We start from the raw sequence: 19,822 nt of genomic DNA, 5'->3' as shown, positions 1-19,822 counted from the left end.
AGCGCCAGGCCCGGATCGCACGGACTCTTCCTACTGAAAGTAGGACGTGCTCTGGTAGCACCACTGACGCCTGACGAGGAATCATCTCCCTCGCGACGAGAAGTACAGTACCAGCTCCGTGATCAATCACCGAACCGGAGGCGAACCCCGCATGACGAGCGCTCAACCCGAGGCCACCCCGTACGCCGACGGACGGCTCATGGACGTGCACCGCCCGCCCGCCGACACCGCCGGGCCCGCGCCCGTCGTACTGCTGTGGCACGGGCGGGGCCCCGACGAGCGCGACGTGCTGCGGCCGCTCGCCCGGGAGGCCGCCGGGCTCGGCCTGCTGGTGCTCGTCCCGGACTGGCGCTCCGACCGGCCTGACGGCGGCCGCGCCGAGCTGCTCGCCTCGCTCGCCCACGCCCGCCGCACCGCCGCCGCGTACGGCGGGGACCCGGACCGCCTGGTCCTGGCCGGCTGGTCGCTGGGCGGCCGGGAGGCCATAGCCGTGGCCACCCACCCCGACACCCCCGCCGAGCGGCGTCCCATCGCCGCCGTCGGCATCTCCTCCAGCTACGCCCGCCTGGCGATCACCACCGGGGACGCCCCTCTCGACCTGCTGGCCGAGCAGCCCTCTCCCGTCCCGCTCTGGCTGGTCCACGGCACGGAGGACGGGGTGCTGGACATCGAGCACACCCGGCAACTGAGCGCTGCTCTGACAAAGCAGATGTCCGCGGTACGGGTTCTCGAACCCGCCACCGACCACGCGGGCGTCATCATGACCGTGTACGACGCCGAGGCGGACCGCTGCCTCCCCACCACCGCCGAAGCGGTGCTGCGTGCCGGCCGCCGGACCGCCGCCGTCCTCGCCGAGGCCGCCGGGCTGTCGTAGGTAGCGGCACAGCGGGCAGGGCGCGGCCTACCGCCCCGCGACGAGGGAGCGCAGGCCGTGGCCGCGTTCCATGGCCTCCAGGTCGCGCTGCAGCGGCGGCCGGGGGACGGCCAGGACGGGGCAGCTCGCGTGCCGGACGCAGTAGGCGGTGACGGAGGGGCGCAGCGCCCGGGAGAGGCAGCCGCGGCTGCTGCCGGCGCCGAGGACGAGCAGGTCGTCGGGGTGGTCGGCGAAGCGGACCAGGGTGTGTCCGGTGTCGCCGCGGACGGCCTGGCAGCGCAGCCGGACTCCGGCGTAGCGGCCGGCGAAGGCCTCGTCGAGGGCTTGCCGGAGCCGGGCGACGGCGGCGTCGCGGCCGGCGGTGATGGCGGCCGGGCAGGGTGTGCGGCGGTAGCCGATCTCTTCGCCGGGCGAGGTCCAGCAGAGGAGGGCGAGGACCTCGGCGTCGGTGCGGTGGGCTTCGGCGACGGCGTGGTGGAGGGCGGCGAGGCTGCCGAGCGAGCCGCTGACGCCGACGACGATCCGGCCCGCGCGGTCGGCCCGCTCCGCTGCCCCGTCCGCGCCGGATATCTCGCTGTCCGCCATGGTGCGCCCCGCCTCTCGGTCCGTACCGCCGTGCTGTGCTGTCGTCCTCCAGCAAAGCGGGCCGGCACCGCACCTCCGGCGCCCGTTGACACGCCTCTGACGCGCGCGCGGGTGTTCCGTACGTGTCCCTGATGCCCCGGGGTCGCTACGACGCGGTCCGGTACGCCTCCAGGTGGTCGGCCAGCGCTGCGGGGTGGCCGGGCATGGGGCAGTGGTCACCGGGCATCACCGCCACCACGTCGTGGCCCCGCCGGCGCAGTTCGGCCTCCAGCAGGTGCCGGTACCACGGGCCGGACGCGGCCCCGGGAATCAGCACGTACGCAGCCATCGTCAGTGACCTCTCCGCAGCGCAACGGGCAGTCCGGACATCCTCCTCCATCCTCGTCACGGCACTCTGGTGAAGGCCGACCGTTTCCCGGTGTGAAACGGCTTGCCTATCCCTCCGGTGGTTCGGCTTCCCAGAGGTCGGCGAACATCCGGTCCAGGTGTTCCTCCCCGATCGGGGGGACCGGCAGCGGGTGGGTGGCCTGGGTGCGGAAGCCGTCGAGGAGCAGGGCGAGGTAGCGGCGCCAGAGGTCGGGGCGCAGGTCGGTGGTGGCGGGCAGCGCGCGGCAGAGCGGGCCGAGCAGGAAGAGCAGGTCCATGGTGACCACGTCGCGCCGCATGGTGCCCTGGTCCTGGGCGCGGGCGATGAGGGCGCCGACGGTGGCGGCGTTCCGGCGGCTGATCTCGATCATGCCGGGGATGGTGGGGATGGCCTGGGTGACGAGGTCGTTGATGCCCCGGTCGGCGGCGACGAGTTCGAAGATGCGCTCGAAGTAGTGTTCGAGCGCGGTCCAGGCGTCCTCGGCGGCGAGGGCTTCCTCGCCGGCCCCGGCCAGGCCGACGGCGGCGTCGGCGAACACCTCGCCGATCAGCGCCTCGCGGGTCGGGAAGTGGCGGTAGAGGGTGGCGTTGCCGACGCCGGCCTCCTTGGCGATCTGGTCCAGCGGGACGTCGAGGCCGTGCCGGGAGAACATGCCGCGGGCGGCGGCGAGCAGCAGGTCGCGGTTGCGCTGGGCGTCGCGCCGGAGCCTTCCCGGGGGGTTCGCGCTGCTCGGTGCCATGTCCCGACCCTAGCAATCCCGGGGGCGGGTGGTCGGGCGGCGGTCAACTACCCTACGGAGGCGTTGATTCCGCGAGGGGTCCGGAGCGGCTCGCGAGGGGCCGCGGTGAGTCGAGGGGGCGGCCATGGCCGAAGTGGTGGAGTTGCGGTACTACCCGGTGAAGGGGTGCGCCGGGGTCGAGGTGGCGCGGGCGGAGCTGACTCCGGCGGGGCTGGCCCACGACCGGGCGTTCATGGTGGTGGACGAGGACGGGGTGTTCCGCTCCCAGCGCCGGGACCGCCTGCTGGCCACGGTCCGCCCGACGGTCGGGGAGGATGGCCGCCGGCTGACCCTCGACGCCCCGGGTGTGGAGCCGGTGACCGTCGCCGTGGACACCGAGGGTCCGCGCCGGGCGGTGCAGCTGTTCGGCGCCCCGTTCTTCGGGATCGACCAGGGCGAGGAGGTGGCCGGCTGGCTGTCCGGGGTGCTGGGTGTCCGCAGCCGGCTGGTCCGGGTGCCGCCGGAGCACGACCGGGTGACCGACGGGCTGGTGCCGGGCACGTCCGGCTACGCCGACAGCTGCGCGGTGCACCTGCTGTCCCGCGCGTCGCTGGAGCGCTTCAACGCGCTGAGCGGCGGACTCCCCGTGCCGGCGGACCGGTTCCGCCCGAACCTGGTGGTGGACGGCTGGGACGAACCACACACCGAGGACCTGGCCCGCCGGATCACCGTGGGCGGCGCCGAGTTGGCCTATGCCAAGCTCGCGATCCGCTGCTCGGTGACGCTGGTCGACCAGTCGACGGGCGCGAAGGCCGGTCCGGAGCCGCTGCGGACGCTGGCCGGCTACCGCCGGGCGGCGGTCGGCGGGGTCGCGTTCGGCAGCAAGTTCGCGGTGCTGCGGCCCGGCACGCTGCGGGTCGGGGACGAGCTGGTGGTGGACGCCTGGGGGCCGTCCGAGCTCTGAGGCCGGTCGCGGCGGGCCGCCGGGGCGGGCGGGGGGCCGCCCCTCGGCGATCCGGCGGGCCCGTCGTTCCGGCGGCCCCGGCGGAGACGTGCGCCGGGGCCGGGAGGGGCGTGGGGCGCGTGTCAGCAGCCCTGGTCGATCAGCGAGAACGTGACGTAGTGGTCACCGGTGTAGTAGTCCTCCTGGGTCGCCTGACCGGTGATGATCCGGCGGGTGCCGCGGGTCGGGGCACCGGGCGTGATGACGGTGTACTCGTGGTAGTAGCCGTTGGACTGGCTGGGCAGGACGTGCTCCCTGTTCTGGAACACGACGCCGTCCTGGGAGTACGGGAACGGCCCGTCGGTGGCGATCAGGTTGAGGGTGTCGGTCGCCTCGGGCGGGAGGGCGGACAGACACACCGTGCCGCTCACGTCGGCGTGCGCCTCGGTGGCGACGGCGACGGGCGCGAGGGTCATCAGGGCGACGGCGGTGACGGCGGCAGCGCGGGTCTTCCACGCGCGTAGAGTGCGGGTCATGTCCACCAGTGTGACCAGCCACCGACAACTCCGGAAGCCCTGCGACAAACTATTAACCGACGGGTAACTCACCTGTCTGACCAGCGACTTGAGCTGTATCCCAGCTCCGACCCGAGCCCGGCCGGCGCCGTCCACGAACCGCCCGGACACCCCATGGGTCGACCGCCGTCGAACTAGCAACCCGACCGCTGTCGGCTCCTCACAGCTTCCTCACGTTCGCTCCCCGCTCCAGTCGCGCCGCATAGAGTGACGGATCATGTCGGACCGGAACGACCGCTGACGGGGTGGGCATGAACACGGGGACGAACACGAGCGCGGGCACGGGACCGCACCCGGCCACAGCCACGGGCGCGCCGCTGACCGCGCGGCAGCTGATCGGACTGCTGGTCGACCCTGGCGCCTTCCAGGGCTGGGACGAGCCGCCGGCCGACCCGCCCACCGACCAGGCCGACCCCGGCTACCGCGCCTCGCTCGACCGGGCCCGCGCACGCACCGGTCTCGACGAGGCCGTCCTCACCGGTGCCGGCCTGGTCGGCGGGCGGCCGGTGGCGCTGGTCGCCTCCGAGTTCGGCTTCCTCGGCGGCTCGATCGGCGTGGCCACCGCCGAGCGGATCACCCGCGCCGTCGAGCGCGCCACCGCCGAGCGGCTGCCACTGCTCGCCCTGCCCGTCTCCGGCGGGACGCGCATGCAGGAGGGGTCGGCGGCCTTCCTGTGCATGCTGCGGATCACCGCCGCCGTCCAGGCGCACCGCGCGGCCGGTCTCCCCTATCTCACCTATCTACGGAACCCGACCATGGGCGGGGTCTTCGCCTCCTGGGGCACGCTCGGCCAGCTGGTGTTCGCCGAGCCGGGCGCCCGGCTCGGCTTCCTCGGCCCGCGCGTGTACGAGGAACTGCGCGGCGTGGAACTGCCCCCGGACGTGCAGCGGGCGGAGACGCTCGCCGGACGCGGCCTGGTGGACGCCGTCGTACCGCCGCAGGACCTGCGCGAACTGGTCCGCCGCACGCTCGCCGTCCTCGCCACCACCGCGCCCGCCCCGGGCAGCACGGACACCAGCGGCACCGGCGCCCCCGGTCCCGGCCTCGCTCCCGACCCCACCCCCGACGGGGCCGCCGAACACCCCGACGCCTGGGACTCCGTCCGCCGCACCCGTCGCCCCGACCGCCCGGGCACCCGCGAGCTGCTGCGCCACACCGCCGAGGAACTGGTGCTGCTGGACGCCCCCGGCGGGCGGGACGGCGCGCTGGTCCGCGCCCTCGCCGTCCTCGGGGGTCGGCCGGTCCTGGTGGTCGGCCAGCAGCGGCAGACCCCGGAGCACGAGCGCCCGTTCACCGCCGCCGACCTGCGGGCCGTCCGGCGCACCGCGCGGGTGGCGGAGCAACTGGGGCTGCCGCTGGTCACGGTCGTCGACACGGCCGGGGCCGAACTGTCCGCGCAGGCCGAGCTGGACGGGATCGCGGTCGAGATCGCGCACTGCCTGACCACCCTGCTGGCGCTGCGCACGCCCGTCCTGGCGGTGCTGCTCGGCCAGGGCTCGGGCGGCGGCGCGCTGGCGCTGCTCCCGGCCGACCGGGTGCTCGCCGCCGGGCACGCCTGGCTGGCGCCGCTGCCACCGGAGGGCGCGTCCGCGATCGTCCACCGGGACGGCGGGCACGCCGCCGAGCTGGCCCGCTCCCAGGGCATCGGCGCGGGCCACCTGGCGGAGGTCGGGCTGGTGGACGAGGTGGTCGAGGAGCGGCCGGACGCGGCGGACGAGCCGGAGGCGTTCTGCGCGCGGCTGGGACGGGCGGTCGGTGCCGCGCTCGGCGGGCTGGCGGCGCTGCCGGAGCCGGACCGCCTCGCGGCGCGGGCCCTGCGTCACCGCCGGCTCGGCGACCTCCGCTGAACCCCCGGTGGGGCCCGCCGATCTCAGCCGATCTCAGCCGGGGCCCGACGGTCTCCCCCGGGCCCCCACGGGTGTGGCGCCGGTCTCAACGGCGGCGAGATCGTCTGTACCCAACGTGCCGGCGGCAGACCGGCGGGTGACGGCCTCAGCGGCCCAAACGGTGAGTGCGCTCACACCGGAATGCGGTCCACGACGGGCGATAGTGGCAAGCCTCGGGCACCCGCGCCCCGCCCCGCCGACGGGGCGTTCGCGCAGGTCACCGCCGGTCGGCGCGCTCCGCGCAACCGACCCTTCGAATCCACGGCGGCCACCCCCCGTACGACCGGGGGTCGTAACAAGGGGGTCTTGGCGACGCCCGATCCGGCATGCCAACAATGGCTCAGTCGTCAGCCGCACCGGCACCTGTCCCGCCGGTAGCGACTTACTGCCAGGTCACGCCCCACGACCATTTCGGCCCCTGTCCGGCCATGGTCCAAGGCGGGGCGTGACCCGGCCCAACCCGATTGAGGTCCTGTTCTTCATGCCCACTTTCAAGCTCCGTATGCGCACTTCCGCCGCGATTCTCGCCGGCGCCGCCGGTCTGACCGCCCTGGGCGCGGGTGTGCTGCCCGCCACCGCGAACGCCGCCACCCTGTCCCCGCAGGCCGTGGCCGCCCAGATCGTCCCGGCGAACCAGCTGGCCTCCTTCAGCCAGATCATCGCCCACGAGTCCAGCTGGAACGTGACCGCGACCAACGCCAGCTCGGGCGCGTACGGCCTGGCCCAGGCGCTGCCGGGCTCCAAGATGGCGACGCACGGCTCCGACTGGAAGACCAACGCGACCACCCAGATCAAGTGGGCGCTGGACTACATGAACTCCCGCTACGGCAGCCCGAACGCCGCCTGGACCTTCTGGCAGGCCAACCACTGGTACTAAGCCGACCACCTCGGCTCACCGGACTCCACCCGCATCCTGACCACTCCCCCCTCACCCCGGGGGTCGGACAGGGATCACCGGGGTGACCCCAGAGGGCCCGGGCCCGCGCGATCCGCGTGGCCCGGGCCCTCTCGTGGTTCCCACGCACCTCTCGCGGGTCGCGCGGTGCCTCCCGCCGTTCGCCCGGCCCGCCCCCGGCTCACCCGGCCCGCTCCCGGTTCGCCCGACCCGCCCCCGCCTCGCCCGACCCGCTCCCGGCTCGTCCGGACGCCCGGGCCGCGCCCCGTCGCTCAGAGCTCGCCGGTGAGCCCGAGCAGTTCCCGCATCCGCGCGTACTTGGCGGCCAAGCGCTCGGCGGTCGCGGCGTCCAGCGCGGCCAGCCGGGCCGGGTCCGAGTTGTGGGCGAGGTCGGCACGCTTGACCAGCAACGCGCCCGGCGTGGCCAGGACCCGCGCGGTGTACGCCTCGACCGGCTCGTCGGGGCGGCGGGTGAGCGCGTCCACGATCGTCTTGGTGGCCTCGGACAACGCGGCCCCCGCCAGCCACTCCCGGCTCAACCGGTCGTCCTCGACGGTGTCGTGCAGCCAGCCCGCCGCGATCTGGGCGTCGCTGCCACCGCGCGCGGCCGTCCCGTGTGCGACCGCCGCGATGTGCTCGCCGTACGGGTGGCCGTTCTTGTCGACCTGCCCCTCGTGCGCGCGCCGGGCGATCGCCTCCACCTCGGCCAGGCTCAGGTACTCGGGTTCCATCGGCGCGTTCTCGGGCTCCATCGGCTCATCGTAGGCCCGTGGTCTCCCCGTTCACGCTCACTGGTTTACTGCCCCGGGGCGGGAGACCCCCGGCCCACCCGGCAGACCGTCCGAGCGATCCGAGGAACCATGCCATCCCTGCACCCCCTGCTGTCCGGATTCGCCCCGATCTGGGCGCTGACCGGGGTCGGCTACCTGGTCGGCCGGACCGGGCTGCTCGGGCCGCACGCGGAGCCGGTGCTCAACCGGTTCGTCTTCCACGTGGCGATGCCGGCCTCACTGTTCCTGATGATCGTCCGCACCCCGCTGGACCACTTCGCCAACCCCTCGATGCTCGCCTTCACCGCCAGCACCGTCGTCTCGATCGGCCTCGGGCTGCTCGCCGGGCGCCTGCTGTTCCGGCGCAAGACCGGCGAGTTGGCGATCGGCGCGATGGCCTGCGGGTACGTCAACTCGGCCAACCTCGGCATCCCGGTGGCGATGCAGCTCCTCGGTGACGCCTCCTTCGTCGCACCGGTGGTGCTGTTCCAGATCCTGGTGGTCACGCCCGCGGTGCTGGCCGTCCTCGACGGCGGCGCGGCCGGCCGCCGGGCCCTGCTCACCCTGCCACTGCGCAACCCCATCCTGTTGGCCACCGCGCTCGGCGCCGCCGCCTCCGCCTGCGGGCTTCACCTGCCCGCCGAGCTGAACCGCTCCTGCGAACTGCTCGGCGGCGCCGCCGTGCCGACCGCCCTGGTCGCCCTCGGCATGTCGCTGCACAACCGCCCGCCGGCCACCGGCCGTTCGCGCCACGCCGAGGTCGGGCTGACCGTCGCGGTCAAGACCCTGATACAGCCGCTGGTCGCCTTCGCGGTGGCCGGCCCGCTGCTCCACCTCCCCGCGCACCAACTCCTCACCGTGGTGCTCTTCTCCGCCCTGCCCACCGCGCAGAACGTCTACGTCTACGCCCGCGAATACGGCCAGGGCACCGGGCTCGCCCGGGACTCGGTGCTCTGGTCGACCCTGGCGTCGATGGCGACCCTGTCGGTGATCAGCTGGTCCCTCGCCGCGTAGCCGAGGCCTTCCGGAGAGGTGACGACCACCCGTACACGGCACGACAGTTGTCCCCCGCGAGCCGTACAAAAGCGGGGAACCGGGGCCCTCGTCGGACTCCCGGTGGAATGCTGGCGCCCATGAGCCAACCGGACCTTCGTTCCGCAGAGTTCCACCACTGTCCGTCCGTCGTCACGCTGCCGCAGACGGACGTGGACCACTACAACACCGTTCCGCGCGGTGCCTTCCTGATCGATCCGCGCCTGCGCTGCGACCTCGCCGGCGGGCACGGCGGCACCCATTCCGCGCTGGTCCAGGGCGTCGGCTTCGACCTGCACTGGGCGTCCTGGCCCGAGTACCTGGTCGAGGTCGGGCCGCGCTGCCCGGCCGTCGGCCCGTACGAGGGGCCGGAGCCGCCGCGCGACCCCAACATCTGCCTGCTGCGCGAGGACCACCCCGGGCCGCACTACGGCGAGACCTGGTTCTGACACCCCGCCGGTCACTCCCCCAGACCGGTGGTGCCCGCCGAGTTCGATCCCAACGCCTCCCCGGGCCGGCCGGGGTCACCACCCGGCCGGCCCGGGAGGCGTCCACCAGTTGGATCAGCGCCCGCAGATCGGCCGGGCGCTGCCTTCACCCCCGCGGAGTCCCATCATGTCCGCCCGCACCACGCCCTCCCCCGCCCGCACCGCCGCCTTCCTCACCGCCTACGACGCACTGCTGGCCCGCTGGCCCGTCCAGGTCGAGCACCTCACCGTCCGAACGCCCCACGGCACCACCCGGATCAACGCCTGCGGCCCGTCCGACGGCCGCCCCCTCGTCCTGCTGCACGGCGGCGGCGCCACCTCCACCATGTGGTTCGCCAACGTCGCCGCGTGGACGGCCGCCGGGCACCGCGTCCTCGCCCCCGACCTCATCGGCGACCCGGGCCGCAGCGTCCACGACGGCGCCCCGCTCGCCGGCGTCCCCGGGCTGCTCGGCTGGTTGGACGCCGTCCTCGACCAACTCGGCCTCCCCCGGGCCGACTTCTGCGGCCACTCCCACGGCGGCTGGATCGCCCTGGAGTACGCCCTGCACGCGCCCGCCCGGGTCGGCCGACTCGCCCTCCTCGATCCCACCCAGTGCTTCGCCGGCTTCCGCCCCGACTACCTGCTGCACGCCCTGCCGCTCTTCCTCCCCCGCCGCACCGCCGCCCGGGCCCGCGCCTACCTCGACTGGGAGGCCGGCGACGGCCCCCGCCCGGACCCCGGCTGGCGCGAGGTCTACGCCCTCGGATACGCCGACTTCCCCGCCACCCGCGTCGTCACCGGCCCCCGCCCCGGCCTCGACCGGCTGCGCTCCCTCACCACCCCGACCCTCGCCCTGTTCGCCGAACACAGCCGCACCCACCACGCCCCCCGGGTCGCCGAGGCCGCCCGCCGCGCCCTACCCGAGGCGACGGTCGCCGTCCTGCCGGGCCTCTCGCACCACCACCTGCCCATGGCGGGCGCGGCGGAGGTCAACGCCCGGCTGACCGGATTCCTCGCCGCCCCCCGCGGCTGACGGCAGGGCCGTTCGGACGGCACGGGCGCCACGCCCGCGGCGAACCGGCCCTGCCCGGCCGCTGCGCACAAGCCGCCGGCGACGGATTGGCCCGAACTCGCCAGCGTCGCCAAATCCCTTGTACCGCACTCGACTTGGCGCTGGCAGGCTGACACCGCCACGTCGGCCCACTCACACCTCACGGAGCAGCCATGCCCGCGTTCGTCCGACGCCTCGCCCCCGCGGCGGTGCTCGCGCTCACCGCGCTGGCCGTCACCCCGGGCAGCGCGCCCGCCGTGGACCGCGACGGGCCGACCGTCGCCGCCTCGGCGGGCGAACACCCGGGGCTGACCTGGACCGCCCTGGAACAGCGCGCCGGTGTGGTGCACGTCGGCACCGACGGCGCCAGCAACCCCTACCTCGGGGACACCGCCGCCGACACCGAACTGCCGGTGCTCTGCCTCCACCAGGACGGCCGCCCGGCCCCCACCGGGATCCCCACCGCCGGCTTCCACAGCTGGGCGGGCGGGGAGGTCGCCGCGACGGCCCCGACGGCCGGGTCCGACCTGAGCAACCGGGACGACGCCGACGGGCTCTGCGAGGACTCCTTCGGCGCCGGCTGGCGAATGGCCGAGTTCCACGACGGGCAGGGCTGGTCGCTCTGGGCAGCCGGCACCCTCCCGGCGGGCACCCGGTTCTGGACGGCGATCAACGACCAGCCGGCCAACCCCTGGTCCTGACGTCCGCGTGGTCCCGGGCCGTCCCGTGCGAGCGCGGGACGGCCGACGGGGGCGGGGGTCAGTAGATCAGGTACCCCGGGCGGTGTCCTTCGTCGTCGATCTCCCCGGTGGCCTGCGCCCTGAGCTTGCGGGACAGCTCCTCCAGGGCTCGGGAGGCCGCGACCTCCTCACCGATCCTGGCGAGCGGGCGGTCGTCCGTGCTCTTCATCGACTCCCCGTGGGCGCGCAAGCCCGGCGCCCGCGCACCGGTCAGCCTGGCCTCGCACGCCGTGTGCACTCCGTCTTCCTCGAAGCTCAGCTCCACGTCCCACTGGTTGTGCATGCCACACCTCCTGGCAGCGGCCCCCTCGCGCCTGTCCGGACCGGCACGGACGGTGAGCCGTGGCGGCCGCTCACACCAGCGTGCGCCCGTCCGGCCCGTGGCGGCAAGCGGGCCCGGCCCGGGGCTGCGGACCCGACCGGGAACCAGTTCCCCCACCACGGGTCTCCCGGCCGCGGCTGCTCTCCGCCGCCGGCCGGGCCGCGTCGCCGCCCCGGCGGTACGCTGACGGAAGCGCGCCGCGACCGCCGACCGAACCCGGACCCGCCGGCGCGGCGCGGGCAGTGACAACCGGGTGGTCCCTCCGTGGCAGTCTTCCTCCTCGCCCTCGGCGCCGCCTGCTGCCTGGGCCTCGGCTTCGTTCTCCAGCAGCACGCGGCGCAGCGGGCGCCCCGTGCCGACCTGCTGCACTGGCGGCTGCTCCTGGACCTGATGCGGATGCCCGAGTGGCTGCTCGGCACCGGGTTCATGGTGTGCGGACTGATCCTGTCCGCGCTCGCCCTCAACCAGGGCGAGGTCTCGCTCGTCGAGCCGCTGCTCGCGACCAACCTGCTGTTCGCCATGGCGCTCTCCCGGGTGCTGACCCGCCAGACCCTCGGCCGCTCGGGCTGGGCCGGGGTGCTGCTGCTCGGCCTCGGGGTGACGGCGTTCATCGTGGCCGGCCGGCCCACCGGCGGCGGTGCGCCCGCCGGGGAACTGCGGCACTGGCTGGTGGTCGGCACGGTGGTCGGGCTGACCCTGCTTCTGGTCTCGTTGGCCCGGCGGCTGCCGCTGTTCGAGGAGGCCACCCTGCTGGCCCTCGCCGCCGGTCTGCTCTACGGCCTCCAGGACGCGCTGACCCGCACCACCACCCAGCGCCTCGACCACAGCGGGCTGGACGCGGTGCTGCGCAGCTGGCAGCCGTACGCGGTGGTGGCGGCGGGCGTGGTCGGGCTGCTGCTGGTGCAGAGCGCCTTCGAGGCCGCGCCGCTGCGGATGTCCCTGCCGGCGCTGACCGCCGCCCAGCCGCTGTCCGGGATCGCCTGCGCGGTCGGCTTCCTCGGCGACCGGCTGCGGGTCACGCCGGGTGCGCTGGCCTGGCAGTCCGCCGGACTGCTGGCCATCGTGGTCGGGGTGATCGTGATCGGCCGCCACCCGGCGATGCCGGGCAGCGTCCGCGAAGCCCCGGAGAGCGTCGGGGCGCCACCGGAGGACGAGCGGCCCGAGGAAGGCCCCGGAGGCCGTCCGGGAAACGGTCCGGCCTGACCACCGGTGCCGGAGCGTAATTCGCTTGACCGGGCCACGGGTCAACGCTGCACTGTGGCGAGGCACACGGGCCGTGGTGCCGTCGTCATCCAGGGGAGGAAGCGGTAACGATGGAGATCCGTCCGACAACCGATCAGGACCTCGACGTCTACGTCGACACGCTCCATGCCGCGTTCGGGCTCTTCCCGGAGACCCCGGCCGACGGCGGCGGGCTCTGGTGGTCGGCGACCGAGATGGACCGCAACCTGCTCGCCGTGACGGCGGACGGGCGGCCCGTCGGCACCGCCGGCGCGTACACCTTCGAGCTCACCCTGCCCGGTGAGGCCCTCGTCCCCACCAGCGGGGTGACCGGCGTCGGCGTCCTGCCCTCGCACCGGCGCCAGGGCGTGCTCACCGCGATGATGCAGCGCCAGCTCGCCGAGTTTCGGGCCCGCGGGGAGTTCCTCTCCGTACTGCTGGCCTCCGAGGCCGTGATCTACCGCAGGTTCGGCTACGGACCGGCGACCTACACGCAGCGGCTGACGGTGCCGCGCCATCAGGCCGCCTTCGCCCTCCCCCGGGCGCGCGGAACGGCCGACACTGCGGCGCCCGGCCCGGGCACCGGCTCGATCGAGCTGCTGCGACGGGCCGAGTGCGGCGAGATCCTGGAAGCGGTCTACGACCGGTACCGCCGCGCACAGCCCGGCGCACTGTCCCGGCCGCACCGCTGGTGGGCCTTGGGCGCGGGCCGGCCCCCGGTCTCCTCGGCGTCGCGCTACGTCGCCGTCCACCGGGATGCCGACGGTGTCCCGGACGGCTACGCCTGCTACTCGCTCGGCGACGGCACCTTGACGGTCGACGAGACCATCGCCACCGACGACGCCGTCGCCACGGCCCTGGCCCGGTTCGCGCTCGAACACGACCTGGTCTCCCAGGTCGTGTTCAAGCACGTTCCGTCCGACCACCCGCTGCGCTGGCAGCTTGCGGACTTCAACGCCGGCGAGGGGAGCAGCAGCACCGACTGGCTCTGGGTGCGGCTGCTGGACGTCCCGCGGGCGCTGACCTCGCGCGGCTGGTTCGTGGACGGCGAGCTCGTCCTCGACGTCGACGACCCGTTCCTCGGCCAGCACGGCCGCTACCTGCTGACCGTCCGGGACGGGAAGGCCGAGTGCGTCCCGACGGACCGGGAGCCCGACCTGTCCCTGGACGTGAGCGACCTGGGCTCGGTCTACCTCGGCGGCACCACCCCGAGCACGCTGGTGCGCGCCGGGCACATCCGGGCCCACCGCCCGGGCGCGGCCGCCCTCGCCGACGCCCTCTTCAGCGCCGAGCGCGCCCCGCACTGCCTGCACTGGTTCTGACCGACTGGTTCTGACCGGCTGGTTCCGGCCGCACGCTCGCCTCGCCGCCCCTGTGCGACAGGCCTACGGGCGCGCCGGGACCGACGCGGGCGCGAGCTCGGGCTCCGTCGCCGGCTCAGGCCCTGTCCCCGGCTCGGGCTCGGGCCCTGTCCCCGGCTCGGGCTTCGCCTCGTCGGCAGTGCCCGTCCGGCCGCGCCGGCGGTCCATCTCACGCCACTCCGGCCGCAACCCGGCCAGGTTCGTGGAGGCGAAGTAGAGGGCGCCGCCCGCGACCAGGGTGGGTATCAGCCCGACGAGGCCGACCGCTGCGCCGGCCAGCAGGCCGCCGAGCGGGATACCGGCCCAGGCGAGGGAGTCGCCGAGGGCGTGGACGCGGCCGAGCAGGTGGCGGGGCACCCGCTCGAAGAGCACCGCGCCGAGGATCGGGTTGAGGAAACCGCCGCCGAAGCCGCCGACCGCGAAGACCGTGAGCACCACCCACAGCGGCGCGCCGCACGCGAGCACCAGGAAGCGCGGGGCCCCGACGAGCAGGAAGCCGGCGAAGAACACCGTCCGGCGGGGCAGCCGGTGGGCGACGGCCGCCGCGATCAGGCTGCCGACGACCGCCGTGATCCCCCCGGCGGTGCCGGTCAGGCCGATGGCGGCCGGGCCGTTCCCCGACTCCCGCGCCCAAACCGGGAGGAGGACCGTGATGAACCCGGCGTCGAGCAGGTTGGTGATGCCGACCAGCACCGTCACGGTGAGCAGCAGCGGATCGGAGCGCAGGAAGGTGAAGCCCTCGCGGAACATCCGCCAGTAACCCACCGGTTCGGCCCCGGACTTGGCCTCGGACTCGGCCCCGGCGGCCTGCTCGCCGGCGGATGCCGGGGCCGCCGCGCGCCCCATCCCGCGCGGCAGGGCGAAGGCGATGACGAGGGACCCCAGGGCGAAGGTGGCGGCGTTGAGCGCCAGCCCGGCCAGCGGGCCCATCAGCGCGACCATCCCGCCACCGACCGCCGGGCCGACCGTGGAAGCCAGCCGTTCGGTGACGCCGGAGAGACCGGTGGCGCGCTCCATCGGCACCCGGGCGCGGTCGGCGGCCTCCGGGACCATGACCGACTTGGCCAGATCCCCCGGGCCGCGCATCGCGCCGATCACCGCGACCATCGCCAGCAGCACCCCGAACGGCAGCAGCCCCAAGGCGTGCAGCAGCGGGACCAGCCCGGCCGCGACGGCGCTCACCAAGTCCGTCGTCCAGGACACCACCCGCGGCCCGAGCCGATCGACCAGCGGCCCGGTCAGCGCCTTGACCAGCACGTACGGCGCCATCTCGGCGAAGGCGACCAGGCCCGTCATGGTGGCGCTGCCGGTGGTGGCCAGGACGAACCAGGGCAGGGCGATGGCCGAGACACGCGTCCCGGTGATGGAGACGGCCATCGCGGAGAGCACCCCGACCAGCGGCCGGAGGCTACGCGCGGGCGCGTCGGCGACGGTGGTCATCGGGACCCCGCCTCACCGGTGTCGGTGTCGGTGTCACTGTCGGCACCAGCGCCGGTGTCGCTGTCGATATCACTGTCGGTACCAGCGCCGGTGCCGACGCTCGCGTCGGGCAGCACGTGCACGACCACGGAGACCCGCTCGGTGCCCTCCGGGGCCGGCCCCTCCGCGTCCAGCGCGCGGTAGCGCCGCACCACCGCGGACAGCTCAGCGGCCAGTTGCCCGGCCTCCTCGGGGGTGAGCTGCAACAGCACGTCGCTGAGGCCGACCGCCTTGCGCCACTCCCGCGGCATCGTCTCGAAGGCGTCGACCGACCGCTGTGCGGTCAGGGCGTGGGCGGTGAGGACGGACCGGAGGAAGCCGACGGCCGTGTCGGGCTCCTCGTCGGCCATGTCGTCACCCGTCCAGACGGTGAACTTGTGGGCCGAACGCCACCACCGCTCACGGGCGTTTCCGCGCTCGGGATCCTCCTCGACGAAGCCCGCGGCGGCGAGCTGGCGGAGGTGGTAGCTGGTCGCCCCGGAGTTGAGCCCCAGCTGCTCGGCGAGCCTGGTCGCCGTGGAGGGGCCGTGCTTGCGCAGCAGCCCGACCAGTTGCATGCGCACGGGGTGGGCCATCGCCCGCATGCCCTTGGCCGTGAGGACGATGTGGGGGTCATCGCTGTGCATCCAGCCGCGTTCATCGGTCATGGCAGGAGCGTAGAACCGCAAAGACATCTTTGCAAAGGGTTTTTTGCGAAGATGTCTTTGCGGTGAGCAAGAGGGTCGCGAAGGGCCGCACGCCGACCGTCCGCCGGCCTTCCGTCAGTCGTGCGCGACCACCAGCAGCAGCACCACCGTCAGCCCGCCGCCCGGCGTGGCCTCCACCGCCAGCCGCCCGCCAGCCGCCAGCACCAGGCTGTGCACGGCGGGCCCGACCGGCCCGTCGGCGCGGGCGCCCGCGAGCAGCCACTCCCGCGCCCCGGGCAGCTCGGACGACCCCCGGTCGGCCACCCGGATCTCCACCCGCCCGCGCGGTCGCGCCGCCCCGCTCAACCCGGCCGCCCGCAGGGCCGTCGCGGCCGGGCCCGGCCCGCCCGCCACCTCGGCGCGGACCAACACCCGCCCGCCGGGCGGGTTGCGCCGGATCGCGTGGTCGACCAGGCCGGCGAGCGCGGCCTCCAGCCGCCGGGCGTCCGCGGCCACCACCGGCAGCCCCGGCGCCAGCCGGGTCGTCACCGCCGCCGCCCGGCCGCCGCCGCGCACCACCTTGCGGACCACCTCGGCCACCTGGACGTGCCGTGCCTGCGGCTCGCAGCCGGCCTGCCGGCCGGTCCACTCGACGCGCTCCAGTTCCGGCCGGGACAGCTCCCGGGGCCCGGCCATCTCGCCCGGTCGGAACGGTCCCGGTTCCTCGCCCGCCACCACGCCGCCGGGCCCGCCCGTACGGCCGGGGCCACCCGGCCCGCCGAGGGCGCCGAGTGCCCTGGCCCCCGATGCGACATAGCCCCAGAGCTTCCCGCTTGCCATCGCCCTGCCCCTCACGCATCGCCGGCGGCCGTCATCAGTACCGCGGCCGACCGGCGCGGGCCGCTTCCCAGGCCCTGCTGTCAGCCTGCACCTCACTCGTTCGGGTGACAATCCGGCTCCGGGACGCGAACCGGGCACCACCCCCGCCGGTCGGCCGGTGCCACACCCGCCGACCGGCGGGGCAGGCCCGGGCTCCGGCCCGCCGCGGGCCCGCGACGCGGCGCCGCCGACCCCGGGCCGGGCCTCACGAACTCCCTTCGCCCGCCCGGAGGTCCGCCGCCCGGGCCGGAGCCCGGAGACCCCCCTAGACTGGCCCCATGCCCCGGCTCAACGACCAGGTGCGGGAGCTGCTCCAGGAGTACGCCGACCTGATCAACATCACCGGCGGGGACGCCTTCCGGGCGCGGGCCTACGAGAAGGCCGCCCGCGCGGTGGGCGGCCACTCCGAGGACGTCGCCGGCCTGGACGCCAAGGGCCTGCAGCAGATCCCCGGCGTCGGGAAGTCCACCGCCGAGAAGGTCGCCGAGTACCTCACCACCGGGCGGATCACCGCCCTGGAGGCCCTTCGCGTCGAAGTCCCGTCCGGGGTCCGGGAGATGACGGCCGTGCCCGGCGTCGGCCCCAAGCGCGCCCTCGCCCTCTACCGCGACCTGGGCATCGCCTCCGTCGACGACCTGGCCGAGGCGGTCCGCTCCGACCGGCTGTCCGGCGTGGCGGGCTTCGGCGAGCGCAGCGGCGAGAAGATCCTGCACGGCATCGAGTTGCTGCGGCGCTCCGGCGGCCGCACGCTGCTCGACGCGGCCACCGAACTGGCCGAGCAGCTCGTCGCCGCGCTGTCCGCCGTGCCCGGCTGCACCCGCTGCGCGTGCGCGGGGTCGCTGCGCCGGATGCGCGAGACGGTCGGCGACGTCGACGTGCTGGCGACGGCCGCCGACTCCGCCCCGCTGATGGCCGCGCTCACCGGACTCCCGTACGTGGCCGAGGTGATCGCGAGCGGTCCGACCAAGACCTCGGTGCGCACCACCGGGGGCGTGCAGGTGGACCTGCGGGTCGTCCCGGAGGAGGACTGGGGCGCGGCACTCGTCTACTTCACCGGATCGAAGGCGCACAACATCAGGCTGCGCACGATGGCCGTCCGGGCCGGGCTGAAGCTCTCGGAGTACGGCCTGTTCCGGACCGCCGCCGAGGGAGCGGACGGCGAGGAAACGGACGGCGAGGGCGCGGACGGCGCCAAGGTGGCGTCCGCGACCGAGGACGAGGTGTACGCGGCACTCGGCCTGCCGTGGATCGCGCCGCCGCTGCGCGAGGACCGGGGCGAGATCGAGGCCGCCCTGCGCGGTGAACTCCCGGATCTGGTCCAGGAGTCGGACCTTCGCGGCGACCTGCACACGCACACCGACCTGACCGACGGCCTGGCCACCCTGGAGGAGATGATCGACACCGCGGCCGCCCGCGGCTACTCCTACTACGCCGTCACCGACCACGCACCGGACCTGGTGATGCAGCGGATGACGGACGAGAAGGTGCTCGCCCAGCGCGAGCGGCTGCGCCGACTCGCCGACCGCCACCGAAAGCTGCGCCTCCTGCACGGCACCGAGCTGAACATCGGCCCGGACGGCGGGGTGGACTGGCCGCCCGGGTTCCTGGCCGGCTTCGACGTCTGCGTGGCCTCCGTGCACTCGCACTTCACCGCCGACCGGGCCGCCCAGACCCGCCGGCTGATCCGCGCCTGCGAGAATCCGCACGTGCACGTCATCGGCCACCTCACCACCCGGAGGATCGGCCGCCGCGGCCCGATCGACGTCGACCTGGACGCGGTGTTCGTGGCCGCCGCGCGCACCGGCACCGCGATCGAGATCAACAGTTCCCCGCAGCGGCTCGACCTGCGTGACGAGGACATCCTGCGGGCGAAGCGGCACGGCGTCCGCTTCGCGATCGACAGCGACGCCCACGCCACCGGGCAGCTCGCCTACCCGCGCTTCGGCATCGGTACGGCGCAGCGCGGCTGGCTCACCGCCGAGGACGTGATCAACACCTGGCCCTGGCAGCGGCTGAAGCGTTTCCTCCGCAAGGACGCGCTGCGCTGAACGGGCCGCCGGGCACCCGGTGGGCGGCCCCCGGGCACAGGGCCGCCCACCCTATGGTCAGCTCGACACCGCCCCGAGCCCACCCCGACGCCTCCCCGAGGTCACCGCTCCGCGAACGAGGCCCCCGGCGTGGCCAGCACCCGGGCCGCGCTGCGGTGCCCGAGGCCGGCGGCCAGGTGCAGGTCGCCGGCCTCCAGGAAGCCGGCCAGGAATCCCGCCGCGAAGGCGTCCCCGGCGCCGGTGAGGTCGCGCACCTCGCTCACCGGCGGCACGGGCACCGTGAACGGCGCGTCCCCGGGCACGTCGACGGTGGTCGCCTCGGCGCCCGCCTTGGTGACCACGGTGGTGGCCGCCAGCCGGGCCCGCTCCGGCCCCGGCAGCCCGCCCACCAGCAGGCCCAGGTACTCCGCCTCGGACCGGTTGGCGAACACGAAGGTCGGCGCCAACTCGGCCAGCAGGGCGAGGAAGCGCTCCCGCCCGTACTGCTCCAGCATGCCGGTCGAGGAGGCGTCCACCGAGGTGGTGCCACCCGCCCGTCGGACCCGCGCCAACGCGTCCACCGCGGAGCGGCCGACCGGATCGCCGTCGAAGGAGTAGGCGGGCACGTGCAGGTGGGTCAGGCCGGCCAGCCACTCGTCCGGCACCCGGTCCAGCAGCTTGGCCGCGCCGCGGTCGGGCAGCATGGTCCGTTCGCCGGTCTGGTCGATCAGGACCACGATGCTGCCGGTCTGGCCGCGCCGGGCGACCCGTACGTCCACGCCGTGCCCGGTCAGCTCGGCGACGACGCCGTCCCCGACCGGGTCGGCGCCGACGCAGCCGATGAACCGGGCCGGGTACTGACCGGCGGCGAAGCTCGCGACGTTCGCCGCGCTGCCGCCGCGCCGCCGGAAGACCTGGGCGCTGGAGTCGGTGCCGTGCCGCAGCGGGCCGTCGACCCAGACGACGATGTCCTCGACGAGGTCGCCGAGCACCCCCAGCAC

General features: G+C 74.9%; 21 protein-coding genes. 11 read left to right on the top strand and 10 right to left on the bottom strand.

What is annotated here, in order from left to right:
- Positions 1 to 151 precede the first annotated feature (151 nt).
- A complete protein-coding gene (locus ACIOGZ_RS12625; RefSeq protein WP_400811869.1) occupies positions 152 to 874 on the top strand; it encodes an alpha/beta hydrolase in 723 nt (240 codons plus the stop codon).
- A gap of 27 nt (positions 875 to 901) precedes the next feature.
- Here the strand turns inward: ACIOGZ_RS12625 and ACIOGZ_RS12620 are convergent, their stop codons facing one another.
- The 3 genes from ACIOGZ_RS12620 to ACIOGZ_RS12610 form a co-directional block, all read right to left on the bottom strand.
- The gene (locus ACIOGZ_RS12620) at positions 902 to 1,459 is read right to left on the bottom strand and encodes a universal stress protein (protein WP_363585235.1); all 558 of its coding nucleotides are present in this window, start codon (positions 1,457 to 1,459) and stop codon (positions 902 to 904) included.
- A gap of 145 nt (positions 1,460 to 1,604) precedes the next feature.
- Positions 1,605 to 1,787, bottom strand: a complete 183-nt coding sequence (locus ACIOGZ_RS12615) for a hypothetical protein (RefSeq protein ID WP_363585237.1) — start codon at positions 1,785 to 1,787, stop codon at positions 1,605 to 1,607.
- A 106-nt stretch (positions 1,788 to 1,893) separates the two neighbouring features.
- Positions 1,894 to 2,565, bottom strand: a complete 672-nt coding sequence (locus tag ACIOGZ_RS12610; RefSeq protein ID WP_363585239.1) for a helix-turn-helix domain-containing protein — start codon at positions 2,563 to 2,565, stop codon at positions 1,894 to 1,896.
- 124 nt (positions 2,566 to 2,689) lie between these two features.
- Between ACIOGZ_RS12610 and ACIOGZ_RS12605 the strand changes: the two genes are divergently transcribed.
- Positions 2,690 to 3,508, top strand: a complete 819-nt coding sequence (locus ACIOGZ_RS12605; RefSeq protein ID WP_363631877.1) for an MOSC N-terminal beta barrel domain-containing protein — start codon at positions 2,690 to 2,692, stop codon at positions 3,506 to 3,508.
- 122 nt (positions 3,509 to 3,630) lie between these two features.
- Here the strand turns inward: ACIOGZ_RS12605 and ACIOGZ_RS12600 are convergent, their stop codons facing one another.
- The gene (locus tag ACIOGZ_RS12600; RefSeq protein ID WP_400333744.1) at positions 3,631 to 4,023 is read right to left on the bottom strand and encodes a ribonuclease; all 393 of its coding nucleotides are present in this window, start codon (positions 4,021 to 4,023) and stop codon (positions 3,631 to 3,633) included.
- Positions 4,024 to 4,313: 290 nt separating this feature from the next.
- Here ACIOGZ_RS12600 and ACIOGZ_RS12595 point away from each other — a divergent pair, with 290 nt between their 5' ends.
- Complete coding sequence (locus ACIOGZ_RS12595; RefSeq protein WP_400985871.1) at positions 4,314 to 5,909, top strand: carboxyl transferase domain-containing protein; 1,596 nt, start codon at positions 4,314 to 4,316, stop codon at positions 5,907 to 5,909.
- Positions 5,910 to 6,450: 541 nt separating this feature from the next.
- Positions 6,451 to 6,825 (top strand): transglycosylase SLT domain-containing protein, encoded by a 375-nt coding sequence (locus ACIOGZ_RS12590; protein WP_350879079.1) that lies wholly within the window; start codon positions 6,451 to 6,453, stop codon positions 6,823 to 6,825.
- Positions 6,826 to 7,115: 290 nt separating this feature from the next.
- Here ACIOGZ_RS12590 and ACIOGZ_RS12585 read toward each other — a convergent pair whose 3' ends face one another.
- Entirely contained in the window at positions 7,116 to 7,595 is a 480-nt protein-coding gene (locus tag ACIOGZ_RS12585; protein ID WP_363620903.1) for an HD domain-containing protein, read from the bottom strand.
- 108 nt (positions 7,596 to 7,703) lie between these two features.
- Here ACIOGZ_RS12585 and ACIOGZ_RS12580 point away from each other — a divergent pair, with 108 nt between their 5' ends.
- The 4 genes from ACIOGZ_RS12580 (at position 7,704) to ACIOGZ_RS12565 (ending at position 10,867) form a co-directional block, all read left to right on the top strand.
- Positions 7,704 to 8,627: an AEC family transporter gene (locus ACIOGZ_RS12580; protein WP_400985869.1), complete on the top strand. Its 924-nt coding sequence runs from the start codon at positions 7,704 to 7,706 to the stop codon at positions 8,625 to 8,627.
- 119 nt (positions 8,628 to 8,746) lie between these two features.
- The gene (locus ACIOGZ_RS12575; protein WP_363585249.1) at positions 8,747 to 9,094 is read left to right on the top strand and encodes a hypothetical protein; all 348 of its coding nucleotides are present in this window, start codon (positions 8,747 to 8,749) and stop codon (positions 9,092 to 9,094) included.
- Between the two features lie 166 nt (positions 9,095 to 9,260).
- Positions 9,261 to 10,148, top strand: coding sequence for an alpha/beta fold hydrolase (locus tag ACIOGZ_RS12570; RefSeq protein ID WP_363631882.1), 888 nt, complete (start codon positions 9,261 to 9,263; stop codon positions 10,146 to 10,148).
- A gap of 191 nt (positions 10,149 to 10,339) precedes the next feature.
- A complete protein-coding gene (locus ACIOGZ_RS12565) occupies positions 10,340 to 10,867 on the top strand; it encodes a hypothetical protein (RefSeq protein WP_400985867.1) in 528 nt (175 codons plus the stop codon).
- 58 nt (positions 10,868 to 10,925) lie between these two features.
- Here the strand turns inward: ACIOGZ_RS12565 and ACIOGZ_RS12560 are convergent, their stop codons facing one another.
- Positions 10,926 to 11,189, bottom strand: coding sequence for a dsRBD fold-containing protein (locus ACIOGZ_RS12560; RefSeq protein WP_063350242.1), 264 nt, complete (start codon positions 11,187 to 11,189; stop codon positions 10,926 to 10,928).
- 303 nt (positions 11,190 to 11,492) lie between these two features.
- On the opposite strand from ACIOGZ_RS12560, the gene ACIOGZ_RS12555 reads away from it, so the two are divergent.
- Together ACIOGZ_RS12555 and ACIOGZ_RS12550 are read left to right on the top strand one after the other, a co-directional pair.
- The gene (locus ACIOGZ_RS12555; protein ID WP_363631885.1) at positions 11,493 to 12,431 is read left to right on the top strand and encodes a DMT family transporter; all 939 of its coding nucleotides are present in this window, start codon (positions 11,493 to 11,495) and stop codon (positions 12,429 to 12,431) included.
- Between the two features lie 110 nt (positions 12,432 to 12,541).
- Positions 12,542 to 13,771, top strand: a complete 1,230-nt coding sequence (locus ACIOGZ_RS12550) for a GNAT family N-acetyltransferase (RefSeq protein ID WP_400985865.1) — start codon at positions 12,542 to 12,544, stop codon at positions 13,769 to 13,771.
- Between the two features lie 63 nt (positions 13,772 to 13,834).
- Here ACIOGZ_RS12550 and ACIOGZ_RS12545 read toward each other — a convergent pair whose 3' ends face one another.
- The 3 genes from ACIOGZ_RS12545 to ACIOGZ_RS12535 all read right to left on the bottom strand — a co-directional run bounded on the left by ACIOGZ_RS12545 (position 13,835) and on the right by ACIOGZ_RS12535 (position 16,755).
- On the bottom strand, positions 13,835 to 15,250 hold the full coding sequence (locus ACIOGZ_RS12545; protein WP_400985863.1) for an MFS transporter: 1,416 nt from the start codon (positions 15,248 to 15,250) through the stop codon (positions 13,835 to 13,837).
- Positions 15,247 to 15,936, bottom strand: coding sequence for an ArsR/SmtB family transcription factor (locus tag ACIOGZ_RS12540; protein ID WP_400985861.1), 690 nt, complete (start codon positions 15,934 to 15,936; stop codon positions 15,247 to 15,249). The genes ACIOGZ_RS12545 and ACIOGZ_RS12540 overlap by 4 nt, the downstream gene beginning before the upstream one ends.
- Before the next feature lie 114 nt (positions 15,937 to 16,050).
- The gene (locus tag ACIOGZ_RS12535) at positions 16,051 to 16,755 is read right to left on the bottom strand and encodes a hypothetical protein (RefSeq protein ID WP_363585263.1); all 705 of its coding nucleotides are present in this window, start codon (positions 16,753 to 16,755) and stop codon (positions 16,051 to 16,053) included.
- A gap of 317 nt (positions 16,756 to 17,072) precedes the next feature.
- On the opposite strand from ACIOGZ_RS12535, the gene polX reads away from it, so the two are divergent.
- A complete protein-coding gene (gene polX, locus ACIOGZ_RS12530; RefSeq protein ID WP_400985859.1) occupies positions 17,073 to 18,842 on the top strand; it encodes a DNA polymerase/3'-5' exonuclease PolX in 1,770 nt (589 codons plus the stop codon).
- 101 nt (positions 18,843 to 18,943) lie between these two features.
- Here the strand turns inward: polX and ACIOGZ_RS12525 are convergent, their stop codons facing one another.
- Complete coding sequence (locus tag ACIOGZ_RS12525; protein ID WP_363585267.1) at positions 18,944 to 19,822, bottom strand: PfkB family carbohydrate kinase; 879 nt, start codon at positions 19,820 to 19,822, stop codon at positions 18,944 to 18,946.

It is taken from the genome of Kitasatospora sp. NPDC088160, from assembly GCF_044741445.1.
Lineage (GTDB): Bacteria > Actinomycetota > Actinomycetes > Streptomycetales > Streptomycetaceae > Kitasatospora.
This window is presented reverse-complemented; position numbering and strand designations above follow the sequence as displayed.